Origin of the sequence: Cupriavidus malaysiensis, assembly GCF_001854325.1 — a bacterium.
Taxonomy (GTDB): Bacteria; Pseudomonadota; Gammaproteobacteria; order Burkholderiales; family Burkholderiaceae; genus Cupriavidus; species Cupriavidus malaysiensis.
Map to the genome: position 1 here is coordinate 1,901,194 of NZ_CP017755.1, position 26,790 is coordinate 1,927,983.

At 70.3% G+C, this 26,790-nt stretch carries 19 protein-coding genes and 1 pseudogene; 10 read left to right on the forward strand and 10 right to left on the reverse strand.

Annotated features, from left to right (window positions below):
• Nucleotides 1-24: 24 nt before the first annotated feature.
• Both BKK80_RS27950 and BKK80_RS27955 read left to right on the forward strand, forming a co-directional pair.
• On the forward strand, nt 25-2,811 hold the full coding sequence (locus tag BKK80_RS27950) for a nitrate reductase (RefSeq protein ID WP_071072154.1): 2,787 nt from the start codon (nt 25-27) through the stop codon (nt 2,809-2,811).
• Between the two features lie 320 nt (nt 2,812-3,131).
• Nucleotides 3,132-4,595: a Do family serine endopeptidase gene (locus tag BKK80_RS27955; RefSeq protein ID WP_071072155.1), complete on the forward strand. Its 1,464-nt coding sequence runs from the start codon at nt 3,132-3,134 to the stop codon at nt 4,593-4,595.
• A gap of 86 nt (nt 4,596-4,681) precedes the next feature.
• Here the strand turns inward: BKK80_RS27955 and pcaDC are convergent, their stop codons facing one another.
• The 5 genes from pcaDC to tssJ form a co-directional block, all read right to left on the reverse strand.
• Entirely contained in the window at nt 4,682-5,854 is a 1,173-nt protein-coding gene (pcaDC, locus tag BKK80_RS27960; protein ID WP_071072158.1) for a bifunctional 3-oxoadipate enol-lactonase/4-carboxymuconolactone decarboxylase PcaDC, read from the reverse strand.
• A gap of 97 nt (nt 5,855-5,951) precedes the next feature.
• A complete protein-coding gene (locus tag BKK80_RS27965; RefSeq protein WP_071072160.1) occupies nt 5,952-7,331 on the reverse strand; it encodes a 3-carboxy-cis,cis-muconate cycloisomerase in 1,380 nt (459 codons plus the stop codon).
• A gap of 130 nt (nt 7,332-7,461) precedes the next feature.
• Entirely contained in the window at nt 7,462-8,031 is a 570-nt protein-coding gene (gene pcaG / locus BKK80_RS27970; protein WP_071019831.1) for a protocatechuate 3,4-dioxygenase subunit alpha, read from the reverse strand.
• A 3-nt stretch (nt 8,032-8,034) separates the two neighbouring features.
• On the reverse strand, nt 8,035-8,736 hold the full coding sequence (gene pcaH / locus BKK80_RS27975) for a protocatechuate 3,4-dioxygenase subunit beta (protein WP_071022510.1): 702 nt from the start codon (nt 8,734-8,736) through the stop codon (nt 8,035-8,037).
• A 217-nt stretch (nt 8,737-8,953) separates the two neighbouring features.
• A complete protein-coding gene (gene tssJ, locus BKK80_RS27980) occupies nt 8,954-9,310 on the reverse strand; it encodes a type VI secretion system lipoprotein TssJ (protein WP_071072162.1) in 357 nt (118 codons plus the stop codon).
• Between tssJ and BKK80_RS37590 the strand changes: the two are divergent.
• The 3 genes and pseudogenes from BKK80_RS37590 to BKK80_RS27990 all read left to right on the forward strand — a co-directional run.
• Nucleotides 9,306-9,404, forward strand: a pseudogene (locus tag BKK80_RS37590) (type VI secretion system baseplate subunit TssE); the annotation flags it as partial. The gene tssJ and the pseudogene BKK80_RS37590 overlap by 5 nt on opposite strands.
• A gap of 197 nt (nt 9,405-9,601) precedes the next feature.
• Nucleotides 9,602-10,792 (forward strand): helix-turn-helix domain-containing protein, encoded by a 1,191-nt coding sequence (locus BKK80_RS27985; RefSeq protein ID WP_236903806.1) that lies wholly within the window; start codon nt 9,602-9,604, stop codon nt 10,790-10,792.
• A gap of 144 nt (nt 10,793-10,936) precedes the next feature.
• Nucleotides 10,937-11,959 carry an alpha/beta hydrolase family protein gene (locus BKK80_RS27990; protein ID WP_071072165.1) on the forward strand — a complete coding sequence of 341 codons (1,023 nt, stop codon included), beginning with the start codon at nt 10,937-10,939 and terminating at the stop codon, nt 11,957-11,959.
• Between the two features lie 34 nt (nt 11,960-11,993).
• Here the strand turns inward: BKK80_RS27990 and mdtD are convergent, their stop codons facing one another.
• A complete protein-coding gene (gene mdtD / locus BKK80_RS27995; protein ID WP_071019820.1) occupies nt 11,994-13,427 on the reverse strand; it encodes a multidrug transporter subunit MdtD in 1,434 nt (477 codons plus the stop codon).
• Nucleotides 13,428-13,610: 183 nt separating this feature from the next.
• Complete coding sequence (locus tag BKK80_RS28000) at nt 13,611-15,287, reverse strand: S-layer protein (RefSeq protein ID WP_071072167.1); 1,677 nt, start codon at nt 15,285-15,287, stop codon at nt 13,611-13,613.
• Between the two features lie 302 nt (nt 15,288-15,589).
• Here BKK80_RS28000 and BKK80_RS28005 point away from each other — a divergent pair, with 302 nt between their 5' ends.
• Both BKK80_RS28005 and serA read left to right on the forward strand, forming a co-directional pair.
• Nucleotides 15,590-16,438 (forward strand): class II glutamine amidotransferase, encoded by an 849-nt coding sequence (locus tag BKK80_RS28005; RefSeq protein ID WP_071040551.1) that lies wholly within the window; start codon nt 15,590-15,592, stop codon nt 16,436-16,438.
• A 257-nt stretch (nt 16,439-16,695) separates the two neighbouring features.
• Complete coding sequence (gene serA, locus BKK80_RS28010) at nt 16,696-17,898, forward strand: phosphoglycerate dehydrogenase (protein WP_071019815.1); 1,203 nt, start codon at nt 16,696-16,698, stop codon at nt 17,896-17,898.
• 159 nt (nt 17,899-18,057) lie between these two features.
• On the opposite strand, the gene mgtA is transcribed toward serA, so the two are convergent.
• The 3 genes from mgtA to BKK80_RS28020 form a co-directional block, all read right to left on the reverse strand.
• On the reverse strand, nt 18,058-20,820 hold the full coding sequence (gene mgtA, locus BKK80_RS28015) for a magnesium-translocating P-type ATPase (RefSeq protein WP_071072169.1): 2,763 nt from the start codon (nt 20,818-20,820) through the stop codon (nt 18,058-18,060).
• On the reverse strand, nt 20,817-20,975 hold the full coding sequence (locus tag BKK80_RS36775) for a hypothetical protein (RefSeq protein WP_157903357.1): 159 nt from the start codon (nt 20,973-20,975) through the stop codon (nt 20,817-20,819). The genes mgtA and BKK80_RS36775 overlap by 4 nt, the downstream gene beginning before the upstream one ends.
• 383 nt (nt 20,976-21,358) lie before the next feature.
• Nucleotides 21,359-22,159: a helix-turn-helix domain-containing protein gene (locus BKK80_RS28020; protein ID WP_231908117.1), complete on the reverse strand. Its 801-nt coding sequence runs from the start codon at nt 22,157-22,159 to the stop codon at nt 21,359-21,361.
• Nucleotides 22,160-22,374: 215 nt separating this feature from the next.
• Between BKK80_RS28020 and BKK80_RS28025 the strand changes: the two genes are divergently transcribed.
• The 3 genes from BKK80_RS28025 (at nt 22,375) to BKK80_RS28035 (ending at nt 26,778) form a co-directional block, all read left to right on the forward strand.
• Nucleotides 22,375-23,535, forward strand: a complete 1,161-nt coding sequence (locus BKK80_RS28025) for an NAD(P)/FAD-dependent oxidoreductase (protein ID WP_071022505.1) — start codon at nt 22,375-22,377, stop codon at nt 23,533-23,535.
• A gap of 62 nt (nt 23,536-23,597) precedes the next feature.
• Entirely contained in the window at nt 23,598-25,046 is a 1,449-nt protein-coding gene (locus BKK80_RS28030; protein ID WP_071072171.1) for a M81 family metallopeptidase, read from the forward strand.
• 133 nt (nt 25,047-25,179) lie between these two features.
• On the forward strand, nt 25,180-26,778 hold the full coding sequence (locus tag BKK80_RS28035; protein ID WP_071019808.1) for an ABC transporter substrate-binding protein: 1,599 nt from the start codon (nt 25,180-25,182) through the stop codon (nt 26,776-26,778).
• Nucleotides 26,779-26,790 lie beyond the last annotated feature (12 nt).

The window sequence follows — 26,790 nt, forward strand, 5'->3', positions numbered from 1 at the left end:
CAGGTAGACAGGTAGACAGACAGCGTGAATCTCTCCGACATCCCCGTCGTGGCCACCGCCACCGGCCCGGCTGCCTCCGCCAGTGCCTCCGCCGACGCCGGCGCGGCGGTCGCCACCACCTGCCCCTATTGCGGCGTCGGCTGCGGCGTGCGTGCCACCCTGCAGGCCGACGGACGCATCGAGGTCGGCGGCGATCCGTCCCACCCCGCCAACCAGGGCCGGCTGTGCGTCAAGGGCTCGGCGCTTGGCGAAACGCTCGGCCTGGAGGGGCGCCTGCTGGCGCCGCAGCTGCGCACGCCCGACGGCGGCCTGCGCCGGGCCGGCTGGGACGAAGCGCTCGACGCGGTGGCGCGCGGCTTCGCCGACGTGATCGCGCGCCACGGCCCGGACGCGGTCGCCCTCTACGTCTCCGGACAGTTGCTGACCGAGGACTACTACGTCGCCAACAAGCTGATGAAGGGCTGCATCGGCAGCGCCAACATCGACACCAATTCCCGTCTGTGCATGTCCTCGGCGGTGGCCGGCCACAAGCGCGCCTTCGGCGAAGACCTGGTGCCGGGCAGCTATGAAGACCTGGAACTGGCCGACCTGGTGGTGCTGGTCGGCTCCAACGCCGCCTGGTGCCATCCCATCCTCTACCAGCGCCTGGCACGCGCCAAGGAGGCCCGTCCGGATCTGCGCATCGTGGCGATCGATCCGCGCCGCACCGCCACCTGCGAGCTGGCCGACCTGCACCTGGCGCTGAAGCCCGGCACCGACGTGCGCCTGTTCAACGGCCTGCTGGCCTGGCTGGTCGACCACGGCGCCGCCGATGCCGCCTTCGTCGAAGCCCATACCGCGGGGCTGGAGACGGCGCTCGCCGCCGCGCGCGCGGGCGGCGCCGATCCCGCCGAGGTGGCACGCGCCTGCCGCCTCGACGAACAGGACCTGCTGACCTTCTACCGCTGGTTCGCCGAGACGCCCAAGGTGGTCACAGCCTTCTCGCAGGGCGTGAACCAGTCCTCGTCCGGCACCGACAAGGTCAACAGCCTGATCAACTGCCACCTGCTGACCGGGCGCGTCGGCAAACCGGGCGCCGGGCCGTTCTCGCTGACCGGCCAGCCCAACGCCATGGGCGGGCGCGAGGTAGGCGGCCTGGCCAATATGCTGGCCGCCCACCTGGAACTCGGCGATGCCGGCCACCGCGAGCTGGTCCGCGCCTTCTGGCAGGCACCGGCCCTGGCCGAGCGTCCGGGGCTGAAGGCGGTGGAGCTGTTCGATGCCATCGAGACCGGCCGCGTCAAGGCGGTGTGGGTGATGGCCACCAATCCGCTGGTCAGCCTGCCCGACGCCGACCGGGCGCGGCGCGCGCTGCAGCGCTGCGAACTGGTGGTGGCCTCCGACATCATCGAGCGCACCGACACCAATGCCTGCGCGCACGTGCTGCTGCCCGCGCTCGGCTGGGGCGAGAAAGACGGCACGGTGACCAACTCCGAACGCCGCATCTCGCGCCAGCGCGCCTTCCTGGCCGCGCCCGGCGAAGCGCGCGCCGACTGGCAGGTGATCTGCGAAGTGGCGCGCCGCATGGGGTTCGCCGGCTTCGACTACAGCGGCCCGCACGAGATCTTCGACGAGCATGCGCGCCTGAGCGCCTGGCGCAACCACGACGGCCCCGACGGGGTGCCGCGCGTGTTCGACATCGGCGGCCTGGCCGGCCTCTCGCGCCAGGCCTATGACGCCCTCGCGCCGGTGCAGTGGCCGCTGCCGGCGGCAACCGACGGGGCAGTTCCGCCGGCCGGCATGGCGCGCCTGTTCGCCGGCGGCCGCTTCGCCCACGCCGACGGCCGCGCCCGCTTCGTGGCCACCGCGCCGCGCGCGCCGGCCAACGCGCCGGACCAGGCGTTTCCGCTGATCCTCAACACCGGCCGGGTCCGCGACCAGTGGCACACCATGACGCGTACCGGCCGCGCGGCCCGGCTGGGCGAGCACCTGCCTGAGCCCTTCGTCGACATGCACCCGCAGGATGCCCTGCTGGCCGGCGTCGGCGAAGGCCGCCTGGCACGCATCCAGAGCCGCTGGGGCGCCATGGTTGCGCGCGTGCGCCACGGCGGCGGCATCCCGCGCGGCAGCATCTTCATCCCCATCCACTGGAACGACCAGTTCAGCTCCGACGCCCGTGTCGGCGCCCTGGTCAATCCCGTGGTGGACCCCGTCTCCGGCGAACCCGAGTTCAAGCACACCCCGGTGCGGGTGGAGGAATTCCGCGTCAACTGGCATGGCTTCGTGCTCAGCCGGCGGCCCCTGCCGCTCGATCCGCTCACCTACTGGACGCGGGTGCAGGGCAAGGCCTTCCAGCGCTACGAGTTCGCCGGGCGCGACAACGTGGCCGAGCGCGGCGCCTGGGCGCGCGCGTTGCTGGGTGTCGTGGATGACGAGGCCGACTGGATCGAGTACGAAGACCGCAGTGCCGGCATCTACCACGCCGCCCATGTGGTCGGCGAGCGCCTGGAAAGCTGCCTCTATGTCAGCACCCGTCCCGACCTGCCCTCGCGCGCCTGGATGGCCACGCTGTTCGGCCAGGACGCCCTTGAAGATGCCGACCGCATCGCGCTGCTGCTGGGCCAACCACTGGAAAAGGGCGCCGATGCCGGACCGACCGTCTGCTCCTGCTTCGGCGTCGGGCGCAACACCATCTGCGACGCGGTGCGCCGGCACGGGCTGAAGACACCGGCGGAGGTCACCGCCTGCGTCAAGGCCGGCGGCAACTGCGGGTCCTGCGTGCCCGAGTTGAAGAAGCTGCTGGCGGAACTGCAGATGGACGAAGCGGCCTGACTTTCTGCCTTTCCGCGGGCTCTCGCCCGCCCCTTCCCCCCTTCCCCCCCTTCCCACCCGCCCTCCACGCGCACCGGCCCGGCCAGCCGCTGCGCATGCAGGCGCTCAACAGTGTGCTGCCCGGCACGCTGGTCCACCGCCGCGGCGGGTCGTTTTTCCGCCCCGCACGCCGGTGAGGCGGGGCCGTGCAGGCAACGCCCCCCATCCTCTACACCGTTGCCGGGCTTAAGGCTGGCTTAAGACTTGCCGATTAGGCTAGCCATGCGGCGCCAGCCTATGCCCGATGCGCCACCTGCTCCTTTCGTCACATACGACCCGCCATGATCCGCCCCGCCTTCGTGCGCTACGCTTCCGCCGCCGCCGCGCTCTCCGTCGCCGTCGGCGGCGTGGCCTACCTGCGCCACGAGCCCGCCCTGCCTGCCGCGGCATCGGCCCAGTCCGGCTCCCCGGCGCGCGGCCCCGGCGCGCCGCTGGATTTCTCCGCCATCGTCGAGCAGTACGGGCCGGCCGTGGTCAATATCAGTGTCACCAGCCAGGGCAAGGCGGACGATGACGATGCGCAGGACACCCAGGACGGGCCGGCCAGCGGCAATTCCAACGACCCCTTCAACCAGTTCTTCCGCCGCTTCGGCCCGCCGCAGCGGCCGCCTGGCCAGGACCAGCCGTCCTTCGTGCAGGGCCAGGGTTCCGGCTTCATCGTCAGCGCCGACGGCCTGGTGCTGACCAACGCCCACCTGGTCGCCAATGCGCAGGACGTCACCGTCAAGCTGATCGACCGGCGCGAGTTCAAGGCCAAGGTGGTCGGCGTGGACAGCCCCAGCGACGTCGCCGTGCTGCGCATCGACGCCACCGGCCTGCCCACCGTCAAGCTCGGCGATGCCTCGCGCGTGCGCGTGGGCGAGCCGGTGCTGGCGATCGGTTCGCCCTACGGTTTCGAGAACACCGTCACCGCCGGCATCGTCAGCGCCAAGTCGCGCTCGCTGCCGGAAGAGAACTACGTGCCCTTCATCCAGACCGACGCCGCGGTCAACCCGGGCAGCTCCGGTGGTCCGCTGTTCAACCAGTACGGCGAGGTGATCGGCATCAACTCGCAGATCTACAGCGAGACCGGCGGCTACCAGGGCCTCTCCTTCGCCATCCCGATCGACATCGCCACCCGCGTCGAGAACGAGCTGATCGCCCATGGCAGCGTCACGCGCGGGCATATCGGCCTGGCGGTGCAGGAGGTCAGCCAGGCGCTGGCGCAGTCCTTCGGACTGCCGCGCCCGGCCGGTGCCCTGGTCAATATGGTCGACGCCGACAGCCCCGCGGCCAAGGCCGGCGTGCAGGCGGGCGACGTGATCGTGCAACTGGGCGAGCGCACCATCGAGCATTCGGCCGACCTGCCCGAGCAGGTGGCCGACATCGCCCCCGGCACGCGCACCACGCTGAAGCTCTACCGCAAGGGCAAGGCGCTGAACCTGCCGATCGAGATCGGCAAGCTGACCGAGGTGGCGGCGCCGGCCATGCCGGGCTCCGGCTCCAGCCTGGGCATCACGGTGCGGCCCCTGACCCCGGGCGAACGGCGCCAGGGCGGCCTCGACAGCGGGCTGGTGGTGGAACAGGCGGCGGGCGCGGCGGCGCAGGCCGGCATCGAGGCCGGCGACGTGATCCTCGCCTTGAACGGCACGCCGGTGGCCAGCGGCGCACAGCTGCGCGAACTGGCCGCGCAGGCCGGCAAGCGGGTGGCGCTGCTGATCCAGCGCGGCGGCACGCGCATCTTCGTGCCGCTTGAGCCGGACTGAGCGCGGTGGGTACGGGCAGCGCCGGCGCGCCGCCCTCGCCCGCGCCTCAGCGTGTCCCCTTCAGCCTGCGCCTTCGGCTGGCTCCCTCAGCCTGCATCGTCGCCGAGAATCTCACCCGCCATGTGAAAGGCGGAATTGGCCGCCGGCACGCCGCAATAGATGGCGGTCTGCAGCAGCACTTCCTTGATCTCGTCCGGCGTCACGCCGTTGTTGGCCGCGGCGCGCAGGTGCAGCCGCAGTTCTTCGTTGCGGTTGAGCGCCACCATCATGGCGATGGTCAGCAGGCTGCGGGTATGGCGCGGCAGGCCTTCGCGCGTCCAGATCTCGCCCCAGGCGTAGCGCGTGATCAGGTCCTGGAACTCCTCGTTGAGCGGCGTCAGCCGCGCCAGCGAGCGGTCGACGTGCTCGCTGCCCAGCACCGCGCGGCGCACGCCCAGGCCGGCCGCATAGCGCGCGCCGTCGTCCAGGCGGGCGGCGCGCCCGCTGCCAAGGAATTCCACCAGGGCTTCGGTAAAACGCTCCGGCTGCTCGCGGTTCGACAAGTGGGCGGCGGCCAGCTCCCGGTAGCGCGCGCCGGGAATCGCCTCGGCCAGCTCCCGCCCCTGCGCGGCGGTGGTGGATGGATCCGCGCTGCCAGCGATCACCAGCACCGGCACCGGGATGGTCTTGACCGCTTCGCGCAGGTCGGCGTCGCGCACGGCGGCACAGTTGGCGGCGTAGCCGCGCGGGTCGAGCCCGGCCAGCACCGCGCGCAGGTCATCGAGGCTGTCGCCGGCGCCGGCCACGAAGTCCGGCGTGAACCAGCGCTGCAGCGAACCGTCGACCAGCGCTGCCATGCCATCGCGCATGACGCCGTCGATGCGCGCGTTCCACATGTCGGCGCTGCCGATCTTGGGGGCGGTGTTGGCCAGCACGATCTGCGTGAAGCGCTGCGGCGCGTTGACGCCCAGCCACATGCCGGTCAGGCCGCCCATCGACAGGCCGCAGAACGCCGCGCGGCGGATATGGAGCGCATCCATCAGGGCCAGCACATCCGCCCCCAGCTCGGCCACCGTGAACGGCGCCGCCGGCATGCCCGATTGGCCGTGGCCACGCGTGTCGTAGCGCAGCACGCGGAAGCGGCCGGCCAGTGCGCTGGCCTGCGGCTCCCACATGCCGTGGTCGGTGCCGAGCGAATTCGAGAAGATCAGCACCGGCGCGGCGGCCGGGCCTTCGAGGGTGTAGTAGAGCCGGACGCCGGCGTGGTCGAGATAGGGCAAGACGGTCTCCTGAGAACAGCATGCCGCCGGCGCGTGAGGCCGGCGGTTCGATAAAGCATATAAGGTGGACGGCGGCGCGGCCGCCGCCGCGTCGGCATCAGCGTCCGCGTGCCGCCACGGCCTCGCGCCAGCCCTGCACCGCCGCATCGGCGAAGGCGGCCGACTGGCCGGCGTAGTTGGCCGGGTCGCTGAGGCGATCCAGGGCCTCGGCATCCAGCAGTGGCGCGGTGTCCGGCGCGTCCGGCGTGTCCGCCCTGTCGGCCAGGGTCCGCGCCAGCGCCTCGCGCAGCGTCAGGCCCTCGGCCACGGCGCGGCGCGAGGCCGCCTCGACCAGGTGGTGGGCGGGCAGGCGGCCGATGCGTCCGCCCAGCTCCAGCATGGCCGCCTCGCCCAGGATCAGGCCGTGGGTCAGGTCGAGGTTGGCGCGCATGCGCGCCGCATCCACCTGCAGGCCGGCCACCACTTCGCGCATCTGGCGCAGGGCCCCGGCGGCCAGCGCAGCGATCTGCGGCAGGGTGTCCCACTCGGCCTGCCAGCCGCCCAGCGCGCGTTCGTGCTCCTGCACCATGCCGGCCAGCAGCGTCGCCACCAGCGGCGGCACGCGCACGGCGGCGGTCAGCACGGCGGCGCAGCCGACCGGATTGCGCTTGTGCGGCATGGTGCTGGAACCGCCGCGCCCGGGCCCGGCGGGCTCCGCCACCTCGCCCACCTCGGTCTGCATCAGCAGCGAGATATCGCGCGCCATCTTGCCCAGCGTGCCGGTCAGCATGCCGAGCGCGGCGGCGGCCTCGACGAAACGGTCGCGGTGCGCGTGCCAGGGCAAGGCCGGCAGCGCCAGTTCCAGCTCGGCGGCGAAGGCCCGCGCCACGGCCGGCGCCGCCTCGCCCAGGCTGGCCAGCGTGCCGGCGGCGCCGCCGAACTGCAGCGCGGCTGCCTGCGCGCGGGCGCGCTCCAGCCGCAGCAGGTCGCGCCGCAGCGCGTCGAGCCAGCCGGCGGCCTTGAGCCCGAAGCTCATCGGCAGCGCGTGCTGCAGCCAGGTGCGCGCCACCATCGGCGTGGCGCGGTGCGCCTGCGCTTGCGCGGCGCAGGCATCGCCCAGCGCCAGCAATTCGGCTTCGATCGCCAGCAGCGCCTGGCGCAGTTGCAGCGCCATCGCGGTGTCGATGATGTCCTGGCTGGTGGCGCCCCAGTGCACATAGCGCGAGGCCGGCTCGTCGAGCGCGGCTACGCGCGCGGTGAGCTGGCGCACAAAGGGAATGGCGAGGTTGCCGGCCGCCACCGCGGCGGCGGCCAGGGCATCGAGGTCGATCACCTCGGCGGGCGCGCCGGCGCAGACTGCGGCAATGCGCGCCGCCGCCTCGGCCGGGATCACGCCGGTGCGGGCCTGGGCACGCGCCAGCGCGGCTTCGACCTCCAGCATGCGGCCTACCGTGGCGGTGTCCGCGAAAGCGGCCAGCACGGCGGGGCTGCCGAACATGGGATCGGTCAGTCGGGAAGAAGTGGGCATGCTGAGGGGGCGTGCTCGGTGGGCATCTTGGTTGGCATGCTTGAAGCAGCAAAGCGGCCCGCCACTCGACGGCGGCGGTACCGCAGTGCAATGCCGTGAATCAGATATCGAAGTATACGGTTTCGTCCTGGCCTTGCAGCACGATCTGCCAGTGCAAGCGGGCCGGGCCGGCCTGCTCGGCCACCAGCGTATGCCGGCGCTCGGCCGGCACCTTCGACAGCACCCAGTCCGCCGCGTTGGCTTCGGCCTCGTCAGGGAAGTAGACGCGGGTCGTCAGGTGCTTGAGCAGACCGCGCATGAACACCGCCACCACCAGGTGGGGGGCCTGCGGCCTGCCGTCCGGCCCGGGCACCGCGCCGGGCTTGACGGTGACGAAACGGAACTCTCCCTGCGGCCCCGTAGGCACCCGCCCGAAGCCGGTGAACCCCGGCGTCAGCTCGAGATCGCGTGCGTCCTCGGCATGGCGGTAGCGGCCGGCCGGATTGGCCTGCCAGATCTCGACCATGCCATCGGGCACGGGATCGCCGTTACCGTCGAGCACGCGGCCCTCGATGACGATGCGGCGGCCTTCCAGCGACGGCGCCTGGGCGGTCAGGTCTTCGCAGTACAGGCCTTCCAGGCCGATATGCAGGTAAGGACCGACGGTCTGGGATGCGGTGGCGTACAACATGGCTTACTCCATCGGCGTGGCATCGCGGCCACGCAGCACGATATCGAAACGGTAGCCGAGGGCGTACTCGGGCTGCGTGGTCTCCCAGTCCAGGGCGGCGATCAGGCGGTCGCGCGCCTTGGCGTCGGGCACGCAGTTGAAGATCGGATCGAAGGGCAGCAGCGGATCGCCCGGGAAGTACATCTGCGTGACCAGGCGCGTCGCATAGGCATTGCCGAACAGCGAGAAATGGATGTGCTGCGGCCGCCAGGCGTTGTGGTGGTTGCGCCAGGGATAGGCGCCGGGCCTGATGGTCTTGAACTGGTAGCGCCCATGGGCGTCGGTGACCACGCGGCCCTGGCCGCTGAAGTTGGGATCGAGCGGCGCGTCGTGCTGGTCGCGCTTATGCAGGTAGCGGCCGGCGGCATTGGCTTGCCAGATCTCGATCAGCGCGTCGGGTACCGGACGACCGTTCTCGTCAAGCACACGCCCGCTGACTAGGATGCGCTCGCCGAGCGGCTCGCCGGCATGGCCGGCGGTGAGGTCGTTGTCACCGGCGCGCACGAACTCCGCGCCGTAGGCGGGACCAGTCACCTCGGACAGTGTCTGCGGCAGCGCCACCAGCGGCTGGGCCGGCGAGCGCAGCTGGGTCGAGGCATAGGGATCGAAGCGGTACTCCGGCTGGGTATCCCAATAGGGACGCCGGTACTGGGCGAGCTTTTCCATGACGTTCATGTCTCCGTGGGGCATCGATGGGGGCCACTGTATCCGTCACAGGAAGTCATGTAAATTGAGTTTTCAGCCGATTTCCATAACTTTTCATCCGCCCGACGAGTCCCAGCGTTGGACATCGGGCCGCCATGTGCCGGCAGCTACGCCGCCTGGGCCGCCGCCGGCCTTCGGTCGTCCCCCTGCCTGGCCATGGCGTCCGGTTCCCGATGCGTCACCCCTTCGCGCCGTCCGCGGCCGGCGCCCCCTTCTGCGCATTCGGCGCGCTCTGCTGCGGCGCCTGCGGCTTGACAGGTTCCGGCTGCGTGCCGACCAGTTCCAAGACGTTGTCGTTCGCGACGATCTTCACCGGATCCGTCGACTTCCACTGCTTCCTGGGGATCAGCAGCTTCCACACCCCGCTCTTGCCGCTATCCCGGAACAGCGCGACGACGCCGACGTACTGCGCATCGTCTTTCATGGGTTCGCTGATGCTCGCCGCGGCATCGGGCCGGAGCACGACATCCCTGGTGGCCAGCAGGTCGGCTTTCAATCCATCCAGATCGTCGACGCGGAATCGGCTATAGCGCATTCTCAACAGCCGCCGTGGGAGTCTTGCGCACCTGCCGGACTACGGGCTCGGGGATCTCTCACACATCTACCGCCACCTACCCGCATCCGCCCACCGGCCAGGAATCGGGGCCGGCCATAAGGAAAGGCCCGCAATCTCGCCACCCACCGCACCCAGGGCCACCCAGGGCTCCCTGGAGCACGACTTTGCCCGCCTTCGTGCGAGAATGCCGGTCACCCGACTGCTACGCCATCACGCTAGCTTGGCGAGGTCCACGCCGGGCTGCCCGGCCCTGGCCGGCCCCCGATGACGATGTCACTACCTATCCCTCTGTTCGATGCCATGCTGCGCGGCATGGTACTGGCCCTGCTGGCGCTGCTGGCCGCGCTGCTAGGGCGCGACCGCCCGGCCCTGCCCGCGGCACGCGCAGCCGCGGCACTGGCCGCCGGCCTGGCCGTGCAGGTTGCGAGCAGCATGCCCTGGTTCGAGCAGTCGGCGCCGCGGCTCTGGCAGGCACCGCTGGTCGGCATCGCGGTGGGCAATGCCGCGCTGCTCTGGATCTTCGTGCAGGCGCTCTTCGACGACGGTTTCGCCTTCCGCCCCGTCCATGCGCTTGCCTGGGCCGCCGCGAGCGGGCTCGGCACCCTGAACTGCGCGGTGCTGGCGCATAGCGGCTCGGCCGTCGCGCCCTTCACGACAGCCCTGCAGCGCGTCTTGCCGGGACTGTTCGCCGTGCTGACGATGATCGCCGCCGCGAAGGGCTGGCGCGGCGACCTGATCGAGGGCAGGCGCCGGCTGCGTGCCTTCATCGTGATTGCCGGCGTCGCCTACACCCTGCTGCAGCTTGCCGCCCGGCTCGCATCGCCCGATGGCCGGCTCTCGGACGCCGGCGCGACGCTCGACACCGCGCTGCTGTTGTGCATCGTGGCACCGCTGGCGTGCAGCATGCTGCGCATGACGGCCACGGAATTGTTTCCTTCGGCCCGCGCCATGGCGCCCCCGGAGCCCGGACCGCTGCCAGCGCCCCCACCGCCGCCCAGTCACACGGCGGCCGACGCCACGCCCGCCCGGCCCGAAACGCCCCCGCCCACGCCCTCTCCTGCCGAAGCCCTGGCGGCCGGCAACGGCCAGGCCAACGCGGCCGACGCGGCCGAACAGGCACTGGTGGACGCCTTGCTGCGGCTGATGGCCGACGAGCAGGCCTACCGCAGCGAGCAGCTCAGCGTGGCCAGCCTGGCCGCCCGGCTGGCGGTGCCGGAGTACCGCCTGCGCCGCGCCATCAACCAGCGTCTCGGCTACCGCAACTTCAGCGCCTTCGTCAACGGCTTCCGCCTGCGGGAAGCGCAGGCCGCGCTCAGCGATCCCGCCCGGCGCGCCCTGCCCGTGCTGACCATCGCGCTGGAAGCCGGCTTCCAGTCGATCGGCCCGTTCAACCGTGCCTTCAAGGCCGCCACCGGCGCCACGCCGAGCGAATACCGGCGCCAGAAGCTGGCCGATTCCTGAAATCGGCCAGCCGCGCACCAGCCGCCTGCGGCTTTCGGCGAGACGGCGGCGCCGCGCCCGGCCATGCTTCCCTCGGCGGGACGACAGTCTCCGGCAAGCGCCGGAGCCCCGCCTTCACTTCTTGACGATTTGACGAGGGTTTCCATGCAAGGTTTACGTTGGGCCGGCCTGGTGCTGGCATGGCTGTGCGGCTTGGCGCACGCATCGATGGGGCTGACCGAGCTGCCGGCCACGGCGCAGGAAGGGCCGGTCACGATCTATTACCCGTCCGACAGCGCCAGCCGGCCCGAGCCGCGCGGGCGCTTCGTGCTGGATGTGGCGGCCGACGGCCACCCGGTGCCCGGCAACGGCCGCCTGGTGGTGATCTCGCACGGCTCCGGCGGCGCCCCCTGGGTGCATGCCGACCTGGCACGCGAACTGGTCGAGGCCGGCTTCGTGGTCGCCATGCCGCTGCACCACGCCGATAACTACCTCGATCCCAGCGACCCGGGCCCCGACAGCTGGACCATCCGCCCCGCCGAAGTGTCGCGCGCCATCGACGCGGTCGGGCACGATCCGCGCTTCGCGCCGCTGCTGCGCCTGGACAAGGTCGGCATGTTCGGCATGTCCGCCGGCGGCCACACCGCCCTGAGCCTGGCCGGCGGGCGCTGGTCGCCGGCCCGCTTCGCGCGGCACTGCGACGCGCATATCGCCGAGGATTTCCAGTCCTGCGTCGGCCTGATCACCGAGCAGACCGGCGGGCCGCTCGACGGCCTGAAACGATGGCTGGCCCTGCGCGTGATCCACTTCCGCTTCGACGACGACACCCCGCGCGTCGACCACGATCCGCGCATCGCGGCGGTGGTGGCGGGCGTACCGGCCGCGGCCGACTTCGACATGGACTCGCTGGTGCGGCCGGCGGTGCCGCTCGGCCTCGTCACCGCCGGCCGGGACCTCTGGCTGACGCCGCGCTTCCACGCCGACCAGGTGCTGGCGGCCTGCCAGACCTGCGAGCACCTGGCCGACCTGCCCGACGGCGGCCACGGCGCGCTGCTGTCGCCGCCGCCACCCGGGCTGCATGGGCTCGTCGGCGAACTGCTGAACGATCCGCCGGGCTTCGACCGCGCCGAGGTGGCCGAGGCTCACCACAAGATCACGGCCTTCTTCCAGCGCCACCTGCTGCCGTGACGGCCGCGCCGGAACGATGCAGCCTGAATGCGGCCTAGTGCAGCACTTCGTCGCCCGGCTGGGCCGGCTCGCCGGCATGCCGGCGCACTTCCGGCGACAGTTGCAGGAAGATCCAGGCCGATGCCGACGTGATCAGCCCCACGCAGACGAAGGTGGCATGGAAGGCCGGCAGCACGCCGGTCAGGCCGTGGGCGCCGAACACCTGCTGGAAAGTGGCCAGCAAGGCACCGGCCGAGGTCACCGCCAGGCTCATCGACAGCATCTGCACCATCGACAGCATGCTGTTGCCGCTGCTGGCGCCGGCGCTGCCGAGATCCTTCAGCGTGACGGTATTCATGGCAGTGAACTGGACCGAGTTGACGGCGCCGAACACCGCCAGCTGCAGCAACAGCAGCCATAGCGGCTGAGCCGGAGAGATCAGCGCGAACGAGGCCATCGCCAGGCCGACCGTGAAGGTATTGGCCACCAGCACGCGCCGGTAACCATGGCGCTCGATCAAGTTGGTGGCGATGCGCTTGGACAGCATGCCGGCGGCGGTGACCGGCAGCATCATCAGGCCCGCGTCGAGCGGCGAATAGCCCAGGCTGAGCTGCAGCGTGAGCGGGATCAGGAAAGGCATGGCACCGTTGCCGATGCGCGCGAACAGGTTGCCCAGCAGCCCGACGCTGAAGCTATGGATGTGGAACAGCTTGAGCGGGAACAGCGGCTGGCTCTTGCGCCCGGCGTGCAGCACATAGGCGGTCAGCGCCGCCATGCTGCCGATCAGCAGCATCAGCACGGTGGCATGCTGGAAGCCCAGCTCGGCCAGGCCGTCCAGCGAGAAGGACAGCGTCACCATGGCCGTGGCCAGCAACACATAGCCGCCCAGGTCGAAGCCACCCAGGCCCGCCAGCTTGCTGTTGGGCATATAGCGCAGCGTGGCGATGCCGCCCGCCAGCCCGACCGGCACGTTGATCAGGAAGATCCAGTGCCAGGACAGCGCCTGGGTCAGCCAGCCGCCCAGCGTGGGCCCGATCAGCGGCCCGACCATGCCGGGGATGGCGACGAAGCTCAGCGCCCGCAGGTACTGGTCGCGCGGGAAGGTGCGCAGCACGGCCAGGCGCCCCACCGGCAGCAGCATGGCGCCGCCTACCCCCTGGATCACCCGCGCCGCCACCAGCCACGCCAGCTGGCTGGAGTAGGCACACAGCACCGAGCCGGCCACGAACAGCACGATCGCCGTCTGGAAGATGGTGCGCGTGCCGAAGCGGTCGGCCAGCCAGCCGGAGGCCGGGATGATGACGGCCATGGTCAGCGAATAGGCAATGATCACCGACTGCATGCGCAACGGGCTCTCGCCGAGGCTGCGGGCCATGGCCGGCAATGCCGTGTTGACGATGGTGGAGTCGAGCGTCTGCATGAAGAAGCCGACGGCCACCACCCAGAGCATGATGCTGCGGTCGCGGTCGCTTTTCAGGGGGGAATTCATGGGGGCAGGGATTCGGGGCGGAGACCGCGCACGCGCGGCCGGATCCCGCACCTTACTGCCGCGGCGCGCTGCCGACAAGGGGAAACCCTGATGTGGCGTGCGGTTTTCGCCCGCGTGGCGCGGCCGTGCCACGCCCACGGGCCGGCGCGGCCGGCAAGGAGTTGCCCCAGCCCCCGCGCCGGCTTATCCGGCCTGCCTGACGAAAACCGGGTTCGAGTAGAACCACAGGTCGCTGTAGTTGCGCAGGTTGATGGCATTGAAGCGGGCCTGGTCCTCGGCGATAGTCGTGCGGCTGTCGGCCAGGGGGTTGCCACCCTGGGTCTCACCGGCCACATCGGGGCCCAGATTGGTGCCACGCAGGCGGAAATAGCGGCTGCCGGTCGCGGTGAAGGTATAGGTGACGGTGTTGTAGCCGTCCTTGTCCACCTTCCAGTCGGCGCGGGTGAAGGTAGCGATGACCTTGGTGGAGTCGTTGGTGTCCTTGTCGTAGGCGGGCGTGCCGGGCTTCGGCCGCTCGACCACGTCGCCGGCGATCAGGTCGATATGGTCGACCGCCGGCCGCGCGTTGAAGGAAACGCCGCTGCCGAGCGGGTATTCGTAGTTGTTGCGCTCCGGGCTCTTGAAGCGGATCGTGAGGGTGACCTTGTCGCCCGTCTTCACTGGCAGCTCGCCACCCATCTCGCGCGAGGTGCCGCCGGTCGACACCGTGAAGTCGAGTGCGTTGATCAGGTCGCCATAGACCGCGAAGCCCTTGCCGGAGCGCAATCCGTCGAGCAGCGACTGCGCACTGCCATCCTTGAGCCAGACGTAGTTCTTGGCATAGGCGCCCGGATAGTAGCTGCTGCTGTAGATGCCGTTGGCCATCTCGAAATGGTGGTCGGAGTTGGCCACGTTCCAGATGCGGCGCCCTTCGCCCAGCAGCGCGTCCCAGATTCCACCGACCTGGGCCACGATGTAGTCCACTCCGCCATAGGTACGCGACCTGGCGTTCTCCGGCGTGTAGGCGCTGGTGTAGCCGCCGCGGTCCGGCTCCAGTTGGCCGCCCACCATGCCTTCGATGGCGAAGAACTGGTTCGGCGCCAGGTCGTGCAACTCGCGGAAGTTCGCCGCCGTGTACTTGCCCGGATTGCGCGAGGGATGGTTGATCAGCGCGTAGCTGGTGTCGGGATAATTGGCCTTGAGCCAGGCGACCGCCTTGAGCGCGTCCGCATGCGTGCTGTAGCTGCGGGGGCCCTCGGCGCTCCAGGCCGCCACGTCGACCGGGTCGAACAGGGAGTCCGACCGGTTGGTGAACAGGTACTCGAACTTGGCAACGGCCTTGGCCGCGGTCTCGAGCTTGCCGCCGCTCGGCGCGAAGATGCCGATATTCATGTGGTCGTGCGTCGGCATGTCCCATTCCGTGGCGGACAGGATCAGCTTGCCGGCATAACGCCCCGCCGCCTGCCATTGCTTGACGGCCGGCTGCTCGTACAGCGCCATGCCCTTCGAGAACGCCACGCTGCCACCGGCGATGGCGGCGCCGGTATGGTCGCGGTCCGATACGCGCAGATGATTGGACAGCGTGATCCAGTCGAGCTGGTACTTGCCAAAGGCCTGGTCGAGCACGTCCGCCAGCGGCGTTTGCGCATCGTTCGACTGAATGGTGTGGACATGCAGGTCGCCGGTGGTCCAGCGGCCCTGCACCACCGGCGTCGGCGGAGCTGGCGGCGTCGTTGGCGAAGTCGGCTGCGTGCCGCCGCCATTGCCGGCGTTGGTGGCGTTGGTGGCGGGCACATCATCCCCGCCGCAGGCGTACAGGCCGGCGCCGATGGCGCAGGAAATGGCGAAGCCGATCAAGGGCTTGCGAGCGTGCAACAACATGGTGTTTCCCTGGGAGTGAAAGGGCGGACCCGTGCGGCTTCTGGCCTGCCGGACCCTTGTGCGGCGCATCATAGCGGTGGCATATGACACACACGTGACCCATTCACCACTAAATTCCTACTAACACAATATAGTTCTTACAGATAGAACAAAAGGAAAAATCATCCGGTCCACGGCTGCCGTCCGGCCCGACGCTCCCGCGCCTGCGATGCACGCCCGGTGCTACGCTGATGGCCAGGCATCGCGCCCTCCGCGCCGCCTCCGGCGACCGCCCCCGCGCGAGACATCGAGGAGCAATGATCATGTGCCGCTGGCTGGCCTATTCGGGCAACCCCATCCATCTGGAAACCGTGCTGTTCCGCGCCCAGCACTCGCTGATCGACCAGAGCCTGCACTCGCGCATGGGCCATACCACCACCAACGGCGACGGCTTCGGCGTCGGCTGGTATGGCGTGCCGACGGAGCCGCCCTTCCGCTACCGTTGCGTGGCGCCGGCCTGGAGCGACCGCAACCTGCGCGAGGCCGCGCGGGCGATCCGCTCGCCGCTGTTCGTCGCCCATGTGCGCGCTGCTACCGACACCCCGGCGCAGGAGACCAACTGTCACCCCTTCCGGCACGGCCGCTGGCTGTTCGCCCACAACGGCCTGATCCGCGACTACCCGGCGGTACGGCGCGAATTGATGCTGATGATCGCCCCCGACCTGTTTCCCGTCATCGAGGGCTCCACCGATTCGGAGGTCATGTTCCTTCTCGCCCTGACCTACGGGCTGGAGCGCAACCCGGTGCAGGCGCTGGAGCAGATGGTGGGCGTGGTGGAGGCCACCGGCGCGGCCAAGGGCATCCAGCATCCACTGAACATGACCGTCGCCGCCACCGACGGCGAGCGGATCGTGGCCGTGCGCTATTCCAGCGAGGGAGAGTCGCGTTCGCTGTTCCACAGTGCCTCGTTCCGCCACCTGCGTGCGCTCTATCCGGACGACCGGCGCATCACCGCCGCCGGCGACGATGCCTTCCTGGTCCTCTCGGAGCCGCTGATCGACCTGCCCGGCGCCTGGGAGGAGGTCCCCGAGGCGACCGCGGTCGTGGCGCACGCCGGCAACGTCGAGCAGCGTCCCTTCCGGCCGCACCTACCGGCGTTGCCGGCGCCATAGCATAGGCGCCCCCCCCGGCTGACGCCCTCGGCCGACACCTTGGCCGACGGGCCAGCGGTGCCGGCAGGCACGGCCCGCGGCGAACCATCCTGGCCGCAGGGACATCCGCACACGCGCGCCGCGCTTCGTGGACAATGTCCGCAGCCGCGGCGCACGCCGCGGTCCTTGCCATGCTGATCGGAGAACACCTTGACCGAGCCACTGCTCATGCCCGGACGGCGCGCCCGCGCCGCCGTCCCGGCGCACCGGAGGCAGCCATGACGACCGCCATGCTGCTGGAGAACATCCACCAGAGCGCCACCGCGCCGCTGCAGGGCGCCGGCATCTCGGTCGACCGCCGCACGGGCGCGCTGGCCGGCGACGAGTTGCGCCAGGTGCTGGCCGCCCACGACCTGGTCGGCATCCGCTCCGCCACCCACCTGCGCGCGGCGGACATCGCCAGCGCGCCGCAACTGCTGTCGATCGGCTGCTTCTGCATCGGCACCTCCCAGGTCGACCTCGAGGCCGCCGCCGCGGCCGGCATTCCCGTCTTCAACGCGCCGTTCTCCAACACGCGCTCGGTGGCCGAGCTGGTGATCGCCGAGGCCGTGATGCTGCTGCGGCGCATTCCGGAGAAGAGCGCGCTGGCACATGCCGGCAAGTGGGCCAAGGGCGCCAGCGGCGCCTTCGAGGCGCGTGGCAAGACCATCGCCATCGTCGGCTACGGCAATATCGGCTCGCAGGTCGGCGTGCTGGCCGAGGCCATGGGCATGCAGGTGGTCTACTTCGACGTGCTGGCCCGCCTCTCGCTGGGCTCGGCGCGTGCCTGCGCCACGCTCGAGGAGGCGGTCGGGCAGGCCGACGTGGTCACGCTGCACGTGCCCGCCACGCCGCGCACCCGCAACCTGGTCGATGCGCGGGTGCTGGCCGCGTGCAAACCCGGCGCCATCCTGATCAATGCCTCGCGCGGCACCGTGGTCGACATTGCCGCGCTGGCTGCGGCGCTGCGCGAGAAGCGCCTGGGCGGTGCCGCCATCGATGTCTTCCCCGAAGAGCCCAAGACCAACAGCGAGCCGTTCGTCAGCGAGCTGCAGGGCCTGCCCAACGTGCTGCTGACCCCGCACGTCGGCGGCAGCACCGAGGAGGCGCAGGAGAACATCGGCACCGAAGTGGCGGCCAAGCTGGTCCACTTCCTGACCACCGGCGGCACCATCGGCGCGGTCAACTTCCCCGAGGTCGATCCCGGCCCTCTGCAGGCGCCGGCACGCCTGCTGAACGTGCACAGCAACGCCCCCGGCGCGCTGGCCGCGCTCAACACGCTGCTGGCACAGGACGGCGCCAACATCACCGGCCAGCACCTGCAGACGCGCGGCGCCACCGGCTATGTGGTGACCGACCTGGACCGCGTGCCCTCCGCCGGGCTGATGGAGGCACTGCGCGCGCACGCCGGCTTTGTGCGCTCGCGCCTGCTGACGCGCTGAGCGCCCGGTACGCGGCGGCGGTGCGGGCGGCCCGGGCGGCGCCGTGCTTCCGCGGCGAGCTGGGAAAGCCTGCACGGTTCGTGCGGGCGGCCGGCGCGGCGCCCGAGCAGGCCGCCGCAGTGCAGCCCCGAGCCGCACGCTCAAGCATCCCGCCTCGCCTCACATCCAGCCGAAGCGGCGCAGATAGAAGCGCTTCATCGCCGTGGTCAGCAGCGCATAGCCCAGCACGATCGCCACCAGCCAGGGGAAGTAGGCCAGCGGCAGCGGCACCAGCTTGAAGTTGGCCGCCAGCGGGCCCATCGGCAGGTAGATGCCGATGGCGATGATCAGCCCGGTCATCAGCGTCAGCGGCCAGGCCGCGCGGCTCTGGATGAACGGCAGCTTGGGCGTGCGGATCATGTGCACGATCAGCGTCTGCGTGACCAGCCCCACCACGAACCAGCCCGACTGGAACAGCGACTGCTGCGCCGGCGTGCTGGCGTGGAAGACGAACCACATCAGCGCGAAGGTGGCGAGGTCGAACAGCGAGCTGAGCGGCCCGAAGAACAGCATGAAGCGGCCGATGTCGCCCGGATTCCAGGTCAGCGGCCGGTTCACCAGTTCCTCGTCGACCTTGTCGAAGGGGATGGCGATCTGGGAGATGTCGTAGAGCAGGTTCTGCACCAGCAGCTGCAGCGGCAGCATCGGCAGGAAGGGCAGGAAGGCGCTCGCCACCAGCACCGAGAACACGTTGCCGAAGTTGGAGCTGGCCGTCATGCGGATGTACTTCAGCATATTGCAGAAGGTGCGCCGCCCTTCGATCACGCCGGCTTCCAGCACCATCAGGCTCTTCTCCAGCAGGATGATGTCGGCCGCCTCCTTGGCGATGTCCACCGCGCTGTCCACCGAGATGCCGATGTCGGCAGCGCGCAGCGCGGCGGCGTCGTTGATGCCGTCGCCCATGAAGCCGACCACGTGGCCGTTGGCGCGCAGCGCCTGCACGATGCGTTCCTTGTGCAGCGGCGACAGGCGCGCGAACACATTGTGCGCCTCGACCGCCTGCGCCAGCGCCGCCGCGTCCATCGTCTCCACGTCGGGCCCGAGCAGCACGCCGTCCAACTCCAGGCCGACCTCGCGGCAGACCTTGGCGGTGACCAGCTCGTTGTCGCCGGTCAGCACCTTGACGTCCACGCCGTGCGCGGCCAGCGCGCGCAGGGCCGGCGCGGTGGACTCCTTGGGCGGATCGAGGAAGGCGATGTAACCGACCAGCGTCAGGTCGCGCTCGTCGGCCACGCTGTAGGTGGTCATCGAGGCCGGCGTTTCCTTCATCGCCACCGCCACCACGCGCAGGCCTTCCTGGTTCAGGTCGTGGGTGACCTGGCGCACCCGGGCCAGCAGCGCGCCGTCCAGCGGCCGCACCATGCCGTCGATCTGCACCCAGGTGCAGGCGGCCAGCACCTCTTCGACGGCACCCTTGCAGATCAGCTCGTTGTGGTCGCCGCGTTCGGACACCACCACCGACATGCGGCGCCGCTCGAAGTCGAAGGGGATCTCGTCGACCTTGCGGTAGTCGAGCACCAGCTTCAGTTCCTTCTGCAGCTCGGCGTGCTCCAGCACCGCACGGTCCAGCAGGTTCTTCAGGCCGGTCTGGAAATAGCTGTTCAGGTAGGCGTGCTTGAGCACCTCCTGCGAGACCTGGCCGAGCACGTCGGTATGCCGCTCCAGCACGATCTTGTCGCGTGTCAGGGTGCCGGTCTTGTCGGTGCACAGCACGTCCATCGCGCCGAAGTTCTGGATCGCGTCGAGGCGCTTGACGATGACCTGGCGGCGCGACATCAGCACCGCGCCCTTGGCCAGCGTCGAGGTCACGATCATCGGCAGCATCTCCGGCGTCAGGCCCACCGCCACCGACAGCGCGAACAGGAAGGCCTCCATCCAGTCGCCCTTGGTGAAGCCGTTGACCAGCAGCACGATGGGCACCATCACCAGGGCGAAGCGGATCAGCAGCCAGCTCACCTGGTTGACGCCGGCCTGGAAGGCGGTGCCGGAGCGGTCGGCCGAGGTCGCGCGTGACGCCAGGGTGCCGAAGTAGGTGCGGTTACCCGTCTCCAGTACCACCGCGGAGGCAGCGCCAGAGACCACATTGGTGCCCATGAAGACGATATTGCCCAGTTCGAGCGCGTTGGCGGTGGGTGCGCGCAGCTCGGCGAATTTCTCCACCGGCAGTGACTCGCCGGTCATCGCGGCCTGGCTGACGAACAGGTCCTTGGCGGCGAGGATGCGGCAGTCGGCCGGGATCATGTCGCCCGCCGACAGCACCACGATCTCGCCCGGCACCAGCTCGCGCAGCGGCACTTCGATCTGTGCCGGCGGGCGCGAGTGCACCTGCATATTGAAGTGCCTGGCGTCCTCCGCCGCGCGCAGGCGCACCAGGTCGCGCCGCACCACCGTGGCGGTGGTGCTGACCATGGCCTTGAGGGCGTCGGCGGCGCGGTTCGAGCGCCGCTCCTGCACGAAGCGGATCACCGTCGACAGCAGCACCATGGTGCCGATCACGGTGGTGGCCTGGACGTCGTCGGTCAGCCAGGAGATGACCGCCAGCACCGTCAGCAGCAGGTTGAAGGGATTACTGTAGGCGTGCCAGAAGTGAAGCCAGGCCGGCAAGGGCTTCTCGTGCTCGACCTCGTTGGGGCCCAGGCGGTCCAGCCGCTCCTCCACGTCCAGGCTGGTCAACCCGTCCTCGTGTGCACGCAGGTGTACCAGCACCGCCGGGATATCGTCGCGGGCGGCGCGGTGCAGCTCGCGCGAGAGCGCCTCGGGAACCACCCGCGCGCTCTTCTGGTCGTGCAGCGATTCGAACAGCGCGAGGCGGCGGAAGTGGTGGGTGGCGCGGCGCGTGCGCAGGAAGGCCGCGTACAGGGTTCTGAGCATGCCGAGCTTCATCGCGGCACCTCCTCGAAGGCTTGCGCGCCGGGCGGCAACGCCGCGGCGCCACAGTGACGGCAGCGCCGGTCCGACAGGGCCAGCACGGCCGCGGCACGCCAGGCGCGCAGATAGGGCAAGGCGGCCAGCCCGAAAGGAATCAGATGGAATGACATGAAGCCTCCCTCATGCCTTGCCGGCATTCCGGCAGCAGGCAGGCGAGACGACTCCGCCGCGCGGCGCGCGGATGACGGACGAGCGCCGTCCATCGCGCGATCAGCCGATCAGCGGAAGTCGAAGCAATGGATGTGGGAGGGAGGCGTGCGGAGAACCCGCGCGCATGCCACTACCCGCCGTATCGGCCAGGCAGTGGCGAGGAATCGCCTTGACTGACTAGCCGCTCAGGAATCGGCCGGCGGCCGACTAGAACAACTGTCCATGGGAATCACCCGTAGTGAAGACGGAGCGAAGCATACCAAAGAGGCAAATCGGCGCGCAATGCCAATTTCTCGGCATTTGACATGGAAATTTCCACCCCACCGGCGGCGCGTTCATCGCGTCAGGTCCGCCTGCGTGGCACTGCCGGCGCACGCGCGCGGCGCCGCTCCCCGGCTGGCGCCGTCTCCACCGCCGTTTCCACCGCTGGCTTAGTCGCCGGCTTCGCCGCCTCGCGCCCGGCCAGCTTGGCGCTGCGCTTCGCCTGCGCGCTCGCAGCCGTCGCCCCGGCCTGCGCCGAACGCATCTGCGCGCTCTCGCTGGTGGTGACACCGATGGTGCGCGCCAGTTGGCGGCTGACGCTGATATAGGCGTGCCCGAGGCGCGCATCGAAGTAAAGCGAATCGCCCCGCGCGAGCCGTACGAACTCGCCATTGGTGAAATGCACCTCGACCTCGCCGCTGAGCACGTAGATGAACTCTTCGCCCGGGTGGCTGGCGTAGGCTTCGGGGCCGGTGATGCGGCGCGCGTGCACCGTCGCCACGGTGGGGCTCATCTGCTTGCCCGCCGCCTCGGTGCCGAGGAACTCATAGGTGATCGACTGGCCCGTGTAGACCACGCCCTGGTTGGCGCGCGTGACGATCGGCCCCTGGAACGGCGCCGCGGTCTCGCCGGCGCCGGCGAACATTTCCCCCATGTCCATCTGCAGCGCCTTGCCCAGGGCCGCAAAGTTCTCGTAGCCCAGCGCAAGCTGGCCACGCTCAGCGCGCGAGATGGTGGTGATGGAGACGCCGGACAGCTCCGACAGGTGGGCCAGGGTCCAGCCGAAGTCCTTGCGTGCGCGGCGCAGGCGCTCGCCGAAAGTCTCCCGGTCAAGGGTGCGCGATGCATTGGCGCCGCGCGGCGGCACGTCTTTCTCTTTCAAGCCAGGTCCTCTATCGATGGCACGGCGCCGTCCCGGCGGACGGCGTGAGGGCAGATTATCCCAGAATTTGCGGATCCGCCAATTTGTGCATCCGCAAATTTGCATAAACGCGAATTTGCGTAAACGCTAATTTGCGTATTCGCAAATTCTTGAATACACTCGCTGCACCCCTGAAGATCGCGCCCCGGCCCGGGATGCGCCGCCGACCCGATTTCATGCAAACGCCCACCTCCGCTTCCCCGCTCCGCTCCGATTTCCTGGTGATCGGCGCCGGCATTGCCGGCGCTTCCATCGCTTACTGGCTGGCGCCGCACGGCAGCGTCACCGTGCTGGAACGGGAGAGCCAGCCCGGCTACCACTCCACCGGCCGCTCGGCCGCCCTCTTCATGGAAAGCTACGGCACGCCGCAGGTGCGCGCCCTGACCATGGCCAGCCGCGCCTTCCTTGAGCAACCGCCGGCCGGCTTCGCCGAGCACCCGCTGCTGAGCCCGCGCGGCGCCATGATGGTAGCCGCGCCCGGCCAGGAAGCCCTGCTCGACGAACACTGGGCGGTGCTGCACCCGATGGCGCCCGAAGCGCGGCGGCTGAGCGCCGCAGAAGCCTGCGCGCGCGTGCCCGTGCTGCGCCCCGAGCAGGTCATCGGCGCGGTCTACGAACCCGGCGCGGCCGACATGGACGTGCACGCCATCCACCAGGGCTATCTGCGCGGCATGCGCCAGGCCGGCGGCAAGCTGGTGTGCGACGCCGAAGTGCGCGCCATCGCGCGCGACGGCGCAGAGTGGCAGGTCGCTACCGGCACCCAGTCCTTCCGTGCCCCGGTGCTGGTCAACGCCGCCGGCGCCTGGGCCGACGTGGTGGCGCGCCTGGCCGGCGTGGCGCCGCTGGGTCTGCAGCCCTGCCGCCGCTCGGCCTTCGTGTTCCAGCCGCCGGCCGGCCTGGACTGCCACGGCTGGCCGATGGTGCACAGCGCGGACGAATCCTGGTATCTCAAGCCCGACGCCGGCATGCTGCTCGGTTCGCCCGCCAACGCCGACCCGGTCGAGCCCCAGGACGTGCAGCCCGAAGAACTGGACATCGCCCTGGCCATCCACCGCATCGAGGAAGCCACCACCTTGTCGATCCGTCACCCGGCGCGCACCTGGGCGGGACTGCGCTCCTTCGTCGCCGACGGCGACCTGGTGGGCGGCTTCGACGACGCCGTGCCCGGCTTCTTCTGGGTGGCGGCGCAGGGCGGCTACGGCATCCAGACCTCGGCCGCCATGGGCGAGACCTGTGCCGCGCTGGCGCGCGGCCTGCCGGTGCCGGCGCACGCGGCCGCCTTCGGCCTGACCGCCGCCATGCTGGGACCCGGCCGCCTGCGCCCCCGCGCCGCCTAGCGCCGCGGCGCGCGGATGGCAAGACGGACAACCAAGACAACAACGACATCCAGGAGACAACCATGCGCGTGTTCAGCGCTTCCCTCGCCACCGAGACCAACACCTTCGCGCCCATGCCCACCGGGCTGGCGTCCTTCCGCGACCGCGGCTACTTCCCGGCGGGCAAGCATCCCGACCAGATGACTTTCTTCTCCGGCCCGCTGTGGGCCGCGCGCCTGCGCGGCAAGGAACGCGGCTGGACCCTGCTGGAAGGCATGGTGGCCGGGGCCCAGCCCAGCGGCACCACCACGCGCCAGGCTTACGAGTCCCTGCGCGAGGAACTGCTGGCCGACCTGCGCGCGGCGCTGCCGGTCGACATGGTGCTGCTCGGGCTGCACGGCGCCATGGTCGCCGATGGCTACGATGACTGCGAGGGAGACCTGCTGCGCCGGGTTCGCGAGATCGTCGGGCCCGAGGTGGTGGTCGGCGCCGAACTGGACCCGCACAGCCACCTGACGCCGGCCATGACCGCGCACGCGGACCTGCTGATCGCCTTCAAGGAATATCCGCACACCGACGTGCTGGAGCGTGCGCTGGAACTGGTCGACCTGTGCGCGGCCAGGGCCGAGGGACGCATCCGCCCGGTGGCCGCGGTGGTCGACTGCGAGATGATCGTCACCATGCACACTTCGCGCGAGCCGGCGCGCGGCTTCGTCGACCGCATCCAGGCGCTGGAAGGCCGCGATGGCGTGCTGTCGATCTCCATCGCGCACGGCTTCGCCTGGGGCGACGTGCCCGAGATGGGCACCAAGGTGCTGGTCTACACCGACGGCGACCCCGCCGCCGCCCAGGCGCTCGCGCGCCGGCTGGCCGACGAGCTGATCGGCCTGCGCGAGGCGCTCGACGTACCCTACCCCGACATCGATGCCGCGCTCGACCAGGCGCTGGCCTGCGACGGCGGCCCCGTGGTGCTGGCCGACGGCGCCGACAACCCCGGCGGCGGCGCGGCCGGCGACTCCACCTTCATCCTGCGCCGCCTGCTCGAACGCGGCATCGGCAACGCCGCCATCGGCCCGCTGTGGGACCCGGTGGCGGTGCGCATCGCCTTCGAAGCCGGCGTGGGGGCACGGCTGCCGCTGCGCATCGGCGGCAAGATCGGCCCGCTGTCCGGCCAGCCCCTCGACCTCGACTGCACGGTCAAGGCGCTCCATCCCGACATGGTGATGACGGGCCTGGCCAACGCGCCGATGCCGCTCGGCGACTGCGCGCTGGTGGAAGCCGGCGGCATCGACATCGTGCTGATCACGCTGCGCAACCAGGCCATGGGCACCGACCTGTTCACGCAGCTGGGCTGCGACCTGTCGGCGCGCAAGCTCATCGTCGTCAAGTCCTCGCAGCACTTCTATGCCGCCTTCTCGAAGGTGGCACGCCATGTCATCTATGTGGGCGCGCCGGGCGCGGTCACGCTGGACCTGCGCACCCTGCCGTACCGGCATATCCGGCGGCCGAAGTGGCCGCTCGACGCCGCCTGAGCGCCGCCTCAGCGCCACCTGACGCCACCTGAGCCCGGCCAGGGCTGCCTCGCAGATAACAGGACACCAGGCCTCCGCCTCCTGGCACATCCAGGAACACCAGAGAAGCCGGCCAACACAACGGAGACACACCATGTTCCACCGCCCGCTCACCGCGCCCGCCGCGATCGTCCTCAGCGCGCTGCTCTGCACCGGCGCGGCCCTGCCGCCGCAGGCCCACGCCCAGGCTGCCGCCAAGACCCTGAAGGTCGTGCCGCACGCCGACCTGAAGATCCTCGATCCGACCTTCACCACGGCCTACATCACGCGCAATTTCGGCTACATGGTCTACGACACGCTGTTCGCCCAGGACGCGAACGGCAAGCCGCAGCCGCAGATGGTCGACACCTTCAACAGCAGCAAGGACGGCAGGCAGTGGACCTTCACGCTTCGCCCCAACCTGAAGTTCTCCGACGGCCAGCCGGTCACGGCGGCCGACGCCGTGGCCTCGCTGCAGCGCTGGGGCGCGCGCGACAGCCTCGGCCGCGCCATGGGCGAGGCCGGGGCCACCTGGAAGGCGGTCGACGCGCGCACCTTCACGCTGACCCTGCAGCAGCCCTTCGGCATGGTGCTCGACGCGCTGGCCAAGCCCTCGGGCTTCCCGCCGGTGATCCTACCGGAACGCCTGGCCAAGCTGCCGGCCACCGCGCCGCTGACCGAGGTGGTCGGCTCCGGCCCCTACCTGTTCAAGCGCGATGAGTGGGTGCCCGGCAACAAGGCGGTGTTCGTGCGCAACCCGAACTACGTGGGCCGCCGCGAGGCACCGAGCGGGCTGGCCGGCAACAAGGCCGGCCACTTCGACCGCGTCGAATGGCTCTACCTGCCCGACGCGAACAGCGCCATCGCCGCGCTCAAGCGGGGCGAGGTCGACCTGATCGAGCAACTGCCGCCCGACTACATCACCCCCCTGCGTGCCGATCCCGCCATCAAGATCGGCGCCGGCGGCACCTACCAGGGCATGCTGGTGATGAACCAGCTCCATCCGCCCTTCAACAACCCCAAGGTGCGCCAGGCGGTGCTGCAGGCGGTCAGCCAGGAACGCTTCACCGCGGCCATGGGCTTCCCGCTGGACATGCGCATGAACTACTGCGCCACCTTCTTCATCTGCGGCAGCCCGAACGACACCTCGGCCGGCGCCGATCCCTTCCGCAAGGCCGACGTGGCCAAGGCCAAGCAGATGCTGGCGGGTGCCGGCTACAAGGGCGAGAAGGTGGTGCTGCTGGTGCCCACCGACGTCACCGCCCTCAATGCCGAGGCGCTGATGGCGGCGCAGACCCTGCGCAGCATCGGCGTCAACGTCGACATGCAGAACATGGACTGGGCCTCGATCGGCGCGCGCCGCGCCAAGCGCGACGCGCCCGAGGCCGGCGGCTGGAACATGTACGTCACCGTGGCCGGCGAGTTCGACGCCAACTCGCCCATCACCAATGCCTACCTGAGCGCGGCCTGCGGCAGCAGCCTGCCCGGCTGGCCCTGCGACAAGCCGCTCGACGAACTGCGCAGCGCCTGGGTGCGCGAGACGGCGCCGGCCAAGCGCCGCGAGCTGCTCGACGCCTTCCAGAAGCGCGCCTACGAGGCCGTGCCCTATGTGAACGCCGGCCAGTATTCGGCGGCCTTCGCCGCCCGCGCCAACCTCAAGGGCCTGGACAAGCTGTGGGGCGGCGTGCCCACGGTCTGGGCCCTCGACCGCTGAGCCGGGGCCGCC

What these genes read in the sequence shown, in the direction of transcription:
- mdtD (WP_071019820.1), bottom strand. Translation starts at nt 13,427, where the DNA reads ATGAATTCCCCCCTGAAAAGCGACCGCGACCGCAGCATCATGCTCTGG.
- BKK80_RS28005 (WP_071040551.1), top strand. Translation starts at nt 15,590, where the DNA reads ATGTGCCGCTGGCTGGCCTATTCGGGCAACCCCATCCATCTGGAAACC.
- BKK80_RS28000 (WP_071072167.1), bottom strand. Translation starts at nt 15,287, where the DNA reads ATGTTGTTGCACGCTCGCAAGCCCTTGATCGGCTTCGCCATTTCCTGC.
- mgtA (WP_071072169.1), bottom strand. Translation starts at nt 20,820, where the DNA reads ATGAAGCTCGGCATGCTCAGAACCCTGTACGCGGCCTTCCTGCGCACG.
- BKK80_RS28025 (WP_071022505.1), top strand. Translation starts at nt 22,375, where the DNA reads ATGCAAACGCCCACCTCCGCTTCCCCGCTCCGCTCCGATTTCCTGGTG.
- BKK80_RS27990 (WP_071072165.1), top strand. Translation starts at nt 10,937, where the DNA reads ATGCAAGGTTTACGTTGGGCCGGCCTGGTGCTGGCATGGCTGTGCGGC.
- BKK80_RS27955 (WP_071072155.1), top strand. Translation starts at nt 3,132, where the DNA reads ATGATCCGCCCCGCCTTCGTGCGCTACGCTTCCGCCGCCGCCGCGCTC.
- tssJ (WP_071072162.1), bottom strand. Translation starts at nt 9,310, where the DNA reads ATGCGCTATAGCCGATTCCGCGTCGACGATCTGGATGGATTGAAAGCC.
- pcaH (WP_071022510.1), bottom strand. Translation starts at nt 8,736, where the DNA reads ATGGAAAAGCTCGCCCAGTACCGGCGTCCCTATTGGGATACCCAGCCG.
- BKK80_RS27965 (WP_071072160.1), bottom strand. Translation starts at nt 7,331, where the DNA reads ATGTTCGGCAGCCCCGCCGTGCTGGCCGCTTTCGCGGACACCGCCACG.
- BKK80_RS27985 (WP_236903806.1), top strand. Translation starts at nt 9,602, where the DNA reads ATGTCACTACCTATCCCTCTGTTCGATGCCATGCTGCGCGGCATGGTA.
- BKK80_RS28035 (WP_071019808.1), top strand. Translation starts at nt 25,180, where the DNA reads ATGTTCCACCGCCCGCTCACCGCGCCCGCCGCGATCGTCCTCAGCGCG.
- pcaG (WP_071019831.1), bottom strand. Translation starts at nt 8,031, where the DNA reads ATGTTGTACGCCACCGCATCCCAGACCGTCGGTCCTTACCTGCATATC.
- serA (WP_071019815.1), top strand. Translation starts at nt 16,696, where the DNA reads ATGACGACCGCCATGCTGCTGGAGAACATCCACCAGAGCGCCACCGCG.
- BKK80_RS36775 (WP_157903357.1), bottom strand. Translation starts at nt 20,975, where the DNA reads ATGTCATTCCATCTGATTCCTTTCGGGCTGGCCGCCTTGCCCTATCTG.
- BKK80_RS28030 (WP_071072171.1), top strand. Translation starts at nt 23,598, where the DNA reads ATGCGCGTGTTCAGCGCTTCCCTCGCCACCGAGACCAACACCTTCGCG.